Consider the following 10,890-nt stretch of genomic DNA (forward strand, 5'->3'; position numbering starts at 1 on the left):
GGAGTCAGTTGATGATCCTTCAGGGAAAACGGGTCGCCCTGCCCTCGGCACCCGTCGTCCACCAGCAGTTCGAGGCGCACGCGCAGAACACCCCCGACGCCGTCGCCGTCGCCCGGGCCGGCCGGCAGGTCACGTACGCCGAACTGGACGCGAGGGCGAACCGGTTCGCGCACTTCCTCGCCGCGCGCGGACACGGCCGGGGCACGAAGGTGGGCGTCTGCCTCGACTACTCCGTCGACCTGCTCGTCGCGATCCTCGGCACGCTGAAGGCGGGCGCGGCCTACGTGCCCTTCGACCCGGCCTACCCGCCCGCCCGGCTCCAGCTGCTGCTGGACCAGGTCCCCGGCCTCGCCCTGATCGTGGCCTCCCCGGCCACCGCCGCCATGGTCGAGGCGGCGGCCGTCGACGTCGTCGACCTCGACGAGATCGGCGAGCACCTGGCATCGCTGCCGGCCACCTCGCCCGGCATCCCCGTCACCGGCGACGACCTGTGCTACGCCGTCTTCACCTCCGGCTCCACCGGCACACCGAAGCTGACCGCGGTACGCCACGCGGGCTGGTTCAACCTGATGAACTGGCTGAAGCTCGAGTACGGCCTGCACAGCGGCTCGCACAACCTCGTCGTCAGTGCGTTCGGCTTCGACCTGTCCCAGCGCGCGCTGATGACACCGCTGTTCTGCGGCGCCACCCAGCACCTGCTGGCCAGCCGCAACTTCGACGCCATGCTGGCCTACCGCGTCCTGCGCGAGCACGACATCCGCGTCGTGCACTGCGCCTCCAGCACCCTGTACGTGCTGATCGACTGGGAGAAGGCGCGCGGCGGCGACGCGCTCACCCGCCTGGACTACGTGCTCTTCGGCGGGGAGGCCCTCAAGCCCGAGCGGCTCACCGACTGGATGCGCCGCGAGAACAACACCTGCACCCTGCTGCACCAGTACGGCGTCGCCGAGTGCACGGACGTGGCCACCTCCTTCGACCTTTCCGGCCACCGGCCGGGCGAGCACGCCATCGCCCCCGTGGGCCGGCCCGCGTACAACACCGACATCCACCTCCTCGACGAGCACCTGCGTCCCGTCAAGGCGGGCCAGGACGGCGAGATCTGCATCGCCGGGACCGGCGTCGGCGCCGGCTACCTGGGCGCCGCCGGCCCCGAGAACGCCAGGTTCACCACCGTCGAGATCGACGGCACACCGGTGCGGCTGTACCGCACCGGCGACCGGGGCCGGGTGACCGAGGCCGGTGACCTCGTCGTCGCCGGACGGATGGACGCCCAGGTCAAGGTGCGCGGCATGCGCATCGACCCCACCGACATCGAGCGCGCGCTCGGCAGGCTGGACCAGGTGCGGGAGGCCGCCGTCGCGGTCACCCGCACCGACACCGGCGACAGCGAGCTGACCGCGTTCGTGGTACCGGAGGCGGGCGAGCTCGCCGAGGACGCCGTGCGCGCCCGCCTCCTTCAGACGCTGCCGCGGAACATGGTCCCGGCCCGCTTCGTCGGCGTGCCGGCCATTCCGCTGAGCCCCCACGGGAAGGTCGACCGCACGGCGCTGGTCGACGCCCTTGAGAACCGAGGACAGTGATGACTGCCGACAGCGTGCGCGCCATCTGGTGCCGGGAACTGGGCCGTGAGGACATCGCGGACGACGACGACTTCTTCGCCCTCGGCGGCCAGTCCGTGATCATGGTCAGGATCCAGGGCGCCTTCCTGGAGGAACTGGGCGCCGAGGTCCCCATGGACCAGATGTTCCTCCACCCCACGGTGGCGTCGATCTCCGCCTACATCCAGTCCCTGCCGCTGCACCGATAGCGCGCCGGACCCCCGACCGACCCCCGGCCCGCGGGCCGCGGTGCGTGCAAAAACTACCCGGTTAGAAAGGCGCGCCATGTACGACGTGATTGTCATCGGTGCCCGTTGCGCGGGCTCGCCGACGGCCATGCTCCTCGCCCGGCAGGGCTACCGCGTCCTGCTCCTGGAGAAGGCCCGGTTCCCGCAGGACACGCTGTCCTCGCACTACATCCACATGCAGGGCATGGGGCTGCTCAAGCGGTGGGGGCTGCTCGACAAGCTCCGCGACGCGGGCTGCAAGCCCATCACCCGCCAGAGCTACCAGGGCCCCGGGGTGCGCGTCGAGGGCTTCTCCCTGCCGGTCGACGGCCTGACCCACACCTACGCGCCCCGCCGCTACGTCCTGGACCCGCTGCTCGCCGAGGGCGCCGTCGAGGCCGGCGTGGACTTCCGCGAGGGCTGCGCGGTCAAGGACCTGGTGTGGCAGGACGAGAGGGTCGCCGGCGTGCGCTACACCACGCCCGAGGGCACCGAGACCACCGACCGGGCACGCCTGGTCGTCGGCGCGGACGGCATGCGCTCGCTGGTGGCACGCAAGACCGGCGCGCAGAACGTCATCGAGCACCCGCGGGTGAGCTGCACCTACTACAGCTACTGGGAGAACGTCCCCTCGCACTTCGAGCTGTACGAGCGGCCCGGCCGCTGGATCGGCGTCATCCCCACCAACGACGACCTCACCCTGCTGATGACCTACTTCCCCCAGGACCTCTACAACGAGGTCCGCAAGGGAGTGGAGCCCTTCTACCTCGACTCCTTCCGCACCACCGCCCCCGAACTGTACGAGCGGATGCGGGCCGGCCGGCGCGTGGAGCAGATCTACGGCACCGGCCACCAGGAGAACTACTTCCGCAAGGCCTACGGCCCCGGCTGGGTGCTGGTCGGCGACGCGGTCAACCACAAGGACTCCATCACCGCCCGCGGCATCACCGAGGCCTTCGCCCAGGCCCAGTCCCTCACCGCCCACATCGGCACCCAGCTCCACGACGACGCCGCGCTGCGCACCGCGCTCAAGCGCTACGAGAACGACCTGAGCGGCGAGGCCCTGAGCCACTACCAGGGCGCCCTGAACGTGGCCGAGCTCAAGCCCGAGGGCCGCGTGGAGATGCTGCGGCACCTGGTCGGCCACCAGGAACACATCGACCGCTACTTCTCGACCCTGTCGGGCGCGTGCTCCATCGACGACTTCTACAACGACGAACTGCTGGACCTGCTCGACCTGAGCTGAGTGACGGCCTCCTCCCGCCTGGTTTGCCGATATTGGAGAAACAATGATCCCGTTGTCGTTCGCGCAGCGCCGGCTGTGGTTCGTGGACCGGTTCGAAGGCCCTTCGCCGACCTACAACGGCGCGTTCGCCCTGCGGCTGACCGGCCGGCTGGACGTCGACGCGCTGCGGGCCGCGCTCGCGGACGTCGTCGACCGGCACGAGGTCCTGCGCACCGTGATCGTCGAGGGCGACGACGGCGTCCCGCACCAGCGGGTGCTGGCCTCGGGGGAGAACCCGTTCGCCCTGACCGTCACCGACGTCACCGAGCAGGACCTGACGGCGGCGATCGAGGAGACGGCCACCGCCACCTTCGACCTGGCCGCCGACGTGCCCCTCAGGGCCCGGCTGCTGCGCGGCGCACCCGACGAGCACACCCTCGTCGTCGTCGCGCACCACATCGCCGTGGACGGGGAGTCCTTCGGCCCGCTGTTCCGCGACCTCACCACCGCCTACGCGGCCCGCGCCCAGGGCCGGGCACCGCACTGGGAACCGCTCGCGGTGCAGTACGCCGACTACACGCTGTGGCAGCGCGAGGTGCTGGGCGAGGAGTCCGACCCCGACAGCCTCTCGGCCCGCCAACTGGCCTACTGGGAAAAGGCACTGGCCGGCCTGCCGCAGCCCCTGGCCCTGCCCACCGACCGCCCGCGCCCACGGGTGATGAGCCCCGAGGGCGACCGCATCCCCTTCCTCCTGGAGCCCGGCCTGCTGCGGGCGGTGGAGGAACTGGCCGCCGCCGCCGACACCACGGTCTCGATGGTCATGCACTCGGCACTGGCGGTGCTCCTGCACCACCTCGGCTGCGGCGACGACCTGTCCATCGGCGCGCCGATCACCGACCGCACCGACGAGGAACTGCGCGACCTCGTCGGCTTCTTCGTCAACACCTGGGTGCTGCGCGTCGACCTCGCCGGCGCCCCGACCTTCCGCGACCTGCTCGACCAGGTCCGCGACCGCTCGCTGGCCGCCTACGACAACCAGGACATGCCCTTCGAGCGGCTGGTGGAGCTGCTCAACCCCCACCGCTCCACCGCCTACAACCCCTTCTTCCAGGTCATGCTCTCCTGGCAGCCGCCCGTGCCGCCGCTTCAGCTGCCCGGCCTCGGCGTCCACGTCGAGCGGCTGGAGACCGGCACGGCCAAGTTCGACCTGTTCTTCGACCTGCTCCCCGACGACACCGGCGGCGCCCGGTGCCGGCTGGAGTACGCCACCAGCCTCTTCGACCAGGACACCGCCACGGCCATCGCCCAGCGGTTCGTGCGCGTGCTGGGCCGGCTCGTGGCCGACCCCGACCGCGCGGTCGCCACCGTCGACGTCCTGGACACCGCCGAACGCGAACAGCTGCTCGCCCCCTCGCGCGACACGGCCGCGGCCCCCGCCCCGGCGACGATCCCGCAGCTGTTCGAGAGCCAGGCCGCCCGCACCCCCGACGCCCCCGCCCTGGTGTGCGGGGAACGGACACTGACCTACCGGGAACTGGACGAGCGGGCGAACGCCGTCGCCTTCGAACTCATCCGCGCGGGCGCCGGCCCCGAGGACCTGGTGGCCCTCGCCCTGCCGCGCACCGAGGACCTGGTGACCGGCCTGCTCGGCATCCTCAAGTCCGGCGCCGGCTACGTACCGCTGGACCCGCAGTACGCCCGGGGACGGGCCCGCAGCGTGCTCGCCGAGGCCGCCCCCCGCTTCGCGGTCACCGACACCGCCACCTGGCGGGAGATCCCCGCCAACGACATCGAGGCCGTCGTCCGCCTCGACCTGCGCACCACCTGGGAGCCGGCCGCCGGCGCCCCCGACGACACCACCCGCAGCGCGCCGCTCACCCCGGACAACCTGGCGTACGTGATGTACACCTCCGGCTCCACCGGCAAGCCCAAGGGCGCCGCCATCACCCACCGGGGCGTCACCGACGGCGTACGCGAACTGGTGGACGTCCTGGGCGCCCAGGACGGCCGGCGGATGCTGGCCGGCACCTCCGTCAACTTCGACGTCTCCGTCTTCGAACTGCTGACCACCCTGACCACCGGCGGCACCGCCGAGATCGTCGACAACGCGCTGGCGCTCGCGGAACGGGAGAGCTGGGACGGCCACATCCTCAGCGGCGTCCCCTCGGTCATCGGCGAACTCACCGGCCACCTGGGCAAGGCGCCCGGCGTGCACACCGTCGTCCTGGCCGGCGACGTGCTCCCGGGCCGGCTGGTGCACCAGATACGCCAGGCACTGCCCAAGGCCCGGATCATCAACTCCTACGGCCAGAGCGAGAGCTTCTACGCCACCGCCTTCGCCCTTCCGCCCGAGCAGCAGTGGCCCGACGGCGACGTCGCCCCCATCGGCACCCCGCTGGGCAACATGCGCGCCTACGTCCTGGGCCCGGGCCTGGCCCCGGTCCCGGCCGGCGCCGTCGGCGAGCTGTACGTCGCCGGGACCTGCCTGGGCCGCGGCTACCACGGCCGGCCGGCCCTGACCGCCGAACGCTACCTCGCCGACCCCTACGGGCCGGCCGGCGAGCGCATGTACCGCACCGGCGACCTGGCCCGCCGAAACGCCCGGGGACAGCTGGAGTGCGTGGGCCGCAGCGACGGCCAGGTCAAGGTCCGCGGCTTCCGCATCGAGACCGCCGAGGTCGAGGCGGCGATCACCCAGCACCCCGGCATCAGCGAGGCGGTGGTGATCAGCCGCGAGGTGCCCGCCGGCGGCAAGCACCTGGTCGCCTACGTGGTGCACACCGGCGAGGGCGCCGTCGGCGACGACGGCGCCGGCGGCATCGGCGACGTGGACGTCCTGGCCGGAGCCTCCTCCGCCGAACTGCGCAAGTTCACCGCCGCCCGGCTGCCCGACTACATGGTGCCCGCCGCCTTCGTCGCCCTGGGCCGCCTCCCGCTCGGGCCCACCGGCAAACTGGACCGCTCGGCCCTGCCCGAACCGGAGTTCCTCGGCGAGGTCTACCGCGAACCGCGCACCGAGGCCGAGACGATCATCACCGCCGCCTACGCCGACGTCCTCGGCGTGGAACGCGTCGGCGCCGACGACGACTTCTTCGCCGTCGGCGGCGACAGCCTGCGCTCCATCCAGGTGGTGGCCCGCGCCCGCGCCCGCGGCCTGGACCTGTCCACCCGGGAGATCTTCGAGTGCCGCACCGCCGCCCGCCTGGCCGAGGTGGCATCCGCCCGCCGGGGCGACGCCCCCGTCCTCGCCGAGCACGAGGGCGGCGGCGTCGGCCCGATGCCGCTGCAGCCGGTGGCCCGCCAGGTGTTCGAACACGGCGGAGGAACCGACCGGTTCGCCATGTCGATGGTCCTCGAACTGCCCCACGGCATCACCGCCGACATCCTCACCGCCACCCTGGACGCCGTCCTGGACCGCCACGACCTGCTGCGCGCCCACCTGGTCCCCGGCGACGAACCCACCCTCGTCGCCCGCCCGGCGGGCACCGTACGGGCCGCCGACCTGCTGCGCCGCATCGACTGCGCGGGCAACTGGCAGGAGCCGTCCGCGCTGGCCGAGGCCAAGGCCCACCTGCACGAGGCGGTCGGCCGCCTCGACCCCGCAGCCGGGACCATGGCCGACTTCGTCTGGTTCGCCCCGCCCTCGGGCACGGGCCGGCTGCTGGTGGTGCTGCACCACCTGGTCGTCGACGGCGTCTCCTGGCGCATCCTCATGGCCGACCTCGCCGAGGCCTGGCAGCAGGTCCGCACCGGCGCCGCACCCGAACTGCCCCCGGTGGGCACCTCCGCCCGCCGCTGGGCCGCCGCACTGGCCGAGACGGCGCTCACCCCCGAGCGGGAGGCGGAACTGCCCTACTGGCGCGACCTCCTCGAATCCCCCAACCCCCCGCTGGGCGCCCGGGCGTTCGACCCCGCACGCGACGTGTGGTCCACCGTCGAGACCGTGCGCGTGCAGCTGCCCGCCGACGTCACCGACGCCGTACTGACCCAGCTGCCCGCCGCGTTCCGGTCCACCGGCACCGACGTGCTGCTCGCCGCCCTCGCCCTGGCCGTCGAGCGCTGGCGCACCACGAACGGCCCGACGCTGGTGCGCCTGGAGGGACACGGCCGCGAGGAGGACGCCGTCCCCGGCGCCGACCTCTCCCGCACCATCGGCTGGTTCACCACCATGTACCCCGCCCGCGTCGACGTGCGCACGGTGGACTGGGACGGCGTGCTGGCCGGCGGCCCCGCCGCCGCCAAGGCGATCAAACTGGTCAAGGAACAGCTGCGCGAGATCCCCGGCAAGGGCCTGGGCTACGGACTGCTGCGCCACCTCAACCCCGAGACCGCCGAACAGCTCGCCGGCCTCACCGAGCCGCAGATCGGGTTCAACTACCTCGGCCGGATCTCCGACACCGACGTGCCCGAGCACCTGCGCGACCAGGGATGGGGGCCGGCCGCCTGGTCGGGCGAACTGATCGCCGAACCCGACCCCGACCTGCCCGCCCTGTCCGCCCTGGAGGTCAACTCCGTCGCCACCGACACCGCCGACGGCCCCCGCCTGCAGGCCGCGTTCATGTTCCCCACCGGGGTCCTCTCCCGCGAGCGCACCACCGAACTGGCCGGCCTGTGGGTGCAGGCGCTGCACGGCATGGCCGCCCACGCCGCGAGCGGCCGCGCCGGCGGCCTCACCCCCTCCGACGCCCCGCTGGTCACCGTCGCCCAGAGCGACATCGAGACCTGGGAGGAGCGCTACGGCCCGCTGGCACAGGTGTGGCCGCAGGCCCCGGGACAGTCCGGCATCCAGTTCCAGGCGGCCCTCGCCGACGGCGGCTTCGACGTCTACCACATGCAGTTCGTGCTGCACCTGTCCGGACACGTCGACCCCGACCGCATGCGGGCCGCGGGCCAGGCCCTGCTGGAGCGCCACCCCAACCTGCGCTCCGCGTTCCTGACCACCGCCGACGGCGAACCCGTCCAGGTCGTCGCCGAACACGTCACCCTGCCCTGGCGGCACCTGGACCTGACCGGACTGAGCGAGGCCGAGCAGAACGCCGCCCTGGACGCGGCCCTGGCCGCCGACCGCGAGAACCGGCTCGACCCCGCCCGGCCGCCGCTGCTGCGCCTGGCCCAGCTCACCTGCGGGCCCCGGCACACCAAGCTCGTCCTCACCGCCCACCACACCCTCTTCGACGGCTGGTCCTCACCGCTGGTGATCACCGACCTGGTCCGGCTGTACGCCGGCACCGACGGCCTGGCCCCGGTCCGCTCCTACGGCGACTACCTGGCCTGGCTGACCCGCCAGGACAAGGAGGCGTCCGCCGCCCGCTGGAAGGCCGAGCTCGACGGCTTCGACGAGCCGACCCTGGTCGCCGCGGGCCTTGCCTCCCGCGGACAGGCGTCCTCCCTGGGACGGGTCGAGGTGCCGCTGTCCATCGACAAGGGCCGCGAACTGGCCCGGCGCGCGGCCCAGCTCGGCGTCACCCTCAACACGCTGCTGCAGGGCGCCTGGGCGGTCCTGGTCTCGAAACTGACCGGACAGCACGACGTGGTGTTCGGCGCCGCCGTCAACGGCCGCCCCGCCGACCTGACCGGCAGCGACGAGATGGTCGGCCTGTTCATCAACTCCCTGCCCACCAGGGCCCTGTGCCCGCCCGCCGCCACCCTGGCCGAGGTCATCACCGACCTGCAGAACCGGCAGGTCGGCCTCCTCGACCACCACTACTACGGACTGGCCGACATCCAGCGCGGCACCGGCCTGCCCGCCCTGTTCGACACCATCGTCGTCTTCGAGAACTACCCGGTCGACCGCGAGGGCATCGTCGACGCCAACACCTCCGCCGGCTTCACGATCGACGCCATCCGCCCCTTCGCGGGCTCCCACTACCCCCTCACCCTCAACTCCTCCGACCCCTACCTGCGCCTGTCCCTCGACTACCAGAAGAACCTCTACGACCACCAGGCGGCCGAGACCATCGCCGCCCGCCTCGTACGCGTACTGGAACAGGTCCTCGAAGACCCCTCGGTGCCGGTCGGCGCCGTCCAGGTGCTGGGCGAGGAGGAGCACGACCTGCTGGTGCGGCAGATCAACGACACCGCGCACCCCCTGGCCCCCACCACCCTGCCGGACGCCTTCGAGGCCCAGGCGGCCCGCACCCCCGACCGCCTCGCGCTGATCGGCGAACACGAGCGGCTGACCTACGCCGAGTTCAACGCCCGCGCCAACCGGCTGGCGCACTGGCTCATCGAGCAGGGCGCAGGCCCCGAACAGCTCGTCGCCGTCAAGATCCCCCGCTCGGTGGACCTGATGGTGGCGATCTACGCCGTCGTCAAGGCCGGCGCCGCCTACCTGCCCATCGACACCGAACTGCCCGAGGACCGGGTGCAGCACGTCCTGACGAGCGCCAGGCCGCTGCTGGTGCTCCAGGACACCCTCCCCGACGCGAGCACCCGCCCCGACACGAACCCCGAGCGGACCCTGTCCCCGGACAACGCCGCCTACGCCATCTTCACCTCCGGCTCCACCGGCGGCCCCAAGGGCGTCCCCGTCGCCCACCGGGCGATCATGAACCGGCTGACGTGGGGACTGGCGCACTTCGACGTCACCCCTAAGGACCGGGTGCTGCTGAGCACCACGGCCAGCTTCGATGTGTCGGTACCGGAACTGTTCGCCCCCCTGCAGGCAGGCGCCGCCGTCGTCATCGCCCGCCCCGACGGCCGCCGCGACCCCGCCTACCTGGCCGAACTGATACGCCGCGAACACGTTACCGGCGCCGATTTCGTGCCCTCCCTGCTGGAGGCGTTCGTCGCCGAACCCGCCGCCAAGGACTGCACCGCCCTGCGCTGGATCGAGGTCGCCGGCGAGGCGTTCTTGCCGGCGCTCGCGGACCGCTTCACCCAGCTGCTGCCCCACTGCACCGCCAACAACCTCTACGGGCCCACCGAGGCGGCCGTCGAGGTCACCGCCCACCAGTACGTGCCCGGCGCCGACCGCCTCCCGATCGGCACACCGGTGTGGAACACCCAGGTCTACGTCCTGGACGCCGCCCTGCGCCCGGTCCCGGCCGGCGTCACCGGCGAGCTCTACCTCGCCGGCGACCAGCTCGCCCGCGGCTACCTGGGGCAGAGCGGACTGACCGCGGGCCGCTTCGTGGCCTGCCCCTACGGCCCGCCCGGCTCGCGCATGTACCGCACCGGCGACGTCGTGCGCTGGAGCGGGGACGGCCAGGTGGAGTACATCGGCCGCTCCGACTTCCAGGTCAAGCTCCGCGGTTTCCGCATCGAGCTCGGCGAGATCGAACAGGCCCTCGCCTCCCACCCGCACGTCGAGTCCGCGGTGGCCCTGGTGCGCGAGGACCACCCCGGCGACCAGCGCCTGGTCGCCTACCTGGTCCCCGCCGCCGGCACCGAGCCGGCCGCCCTGGACCTCACGGCCCTGACCGCCCTGGCCAGGGAACGGCTGCCGGAGTACATGGTCCCCACCGCGCTCCTGCCGCTGGCCGAGCTCCCCAAGACACCCAGCGGGAAACTCGACCGGGGCGCCCTGCCCGCCCCCGACCGCACCGAGACCGCCACCGGACGAGGACCGCGCAACCACAACGAGGAAGTCCTGTGCCGGCTGTTCGCCGAACTGCTCGGCACCGGCGAGGTCGGCATCGACGTCGACTTCTTCGACACCGGCGGGCACTCACTGCTGGCCACCCGGCTGGTCGGCCGCATACGCAACGAGCTCGGCGTCGACGTGAAGGTCACCACCGTCTTCCGCAGCCCGACCGTCGCCGAACTGGCGGCCCGCATCGAGAAGTCGGCCAAGTCGAACCGCCTCCAGCTGCGACAGATGAACGTTGAGGAGTAGCAC

At 72.6% G+C, this 10,890-nt stretch carries 4 protein-coding genes; all 4 read left to right on the plus strand.

Annotated elements, in window-relative coordinates; genetic code table 11:
- Positions 1 to 11: 11 nt before the first annotated feature.
- The 4 genes from ACFW6B_RS15950 (at position 12) to ACFW6B_RS15965 (ending at position 10,887) form a co-directional block, all read left to right on the plus strand.
- The gene (locus ACFW6B_RS15950; protein WP_386596221.1) at positions 12 to 1,580 is read left to right on the plus strand and encodes an amino acid adenylation domain-containing protein; all 1,569 of its coding nucleotides are present in this window, start codon (positions 12 to 14) and stop codon (positions 1,578 to 1,580) included.
- Positions 1,580 to 1,807 carry an acyl carrier protein gene (locus ACFW6B_RS15955; protein ID WP_386596223.1) on the plus strand — a complete coding sequence of 76 codons (228 nt, stop codon included), beginning with the start codon at positions 1,580 to 1,582 and terminating at the stop codon, positions 1,805 to 1,807. Before ACFW6B_RS15950 ends, ACFW6B_RS15955 begins: the two co-directional genes overlap by 1 nt.
- 76 nt (positions 1,808 to 1,883) lie before the next feature.
- The gene (locus ACFW6B_RS15960) at positions 1,884 to 3,071 is read left to right on the plus strand and encodes an NAD(P)/FAD-dependent oxidoreductase (RefSeq protein WP_386596226.1); all 1,188 of its coding nucleotides are present in this window, start codon (positions 1,884 to 1,886) and stop codon (positions 3,069 to 3,071) included.
- A 43-nt stretch (positions 3,072 to 3,114) separates the two neighbouring features.
- A complete protein-coding gene (locus tag ACFW6B_RS15965) occupies positions 3,115 to 10,887 on the plus strand; it encodes an amino acid adenylation domain-containing protein (protein WP_386596229.1) in 7,773 nt (2,590 codons plus the stop codon).
- Positions 10,888 to 10,890: the final 3 nt, after the last annotated feature.

It is taken from the genome of Streptomyces sp. NPDC058751, from assembly GCF_042746485.1.
GTDB lineage: Bacteria > Actinomycetota > Actinomycetes > Streptomycetales > Streptomycetaceae > Streptomyces.

Coding starts and splice junctions, on each gene's coding strand:
- ACFW6B_RS15950 (WP_386596221.1), top strand. CDS start 12: ATGATCCTTCAGGGAAAACGGGTCGCCCTGCCCTCGGCACCCGTCGTC.
- ACFW6B_RS15955 (WP_386596223.1), top strand. CDS start 1,580: ATGACTGCCGACAGCGTGCGCGCCATCTGGTGCCGGGAACTGGGCCGT.
- ACFW6B_RS15960 (WP_386596226.1), top strand. CDS start 1,884: ATGTACGACGTGATTGTCATCGGTGCCCGTTGCGCGGGCTCGCCGACG.
- ACFW6B_RS15965 (WP_386596229.1), top strand. CDS start 3,115: ATGATCCCGTTGTCGTTCGCGCAGCGCCGGCTGTGGTTCGTGGACCGG.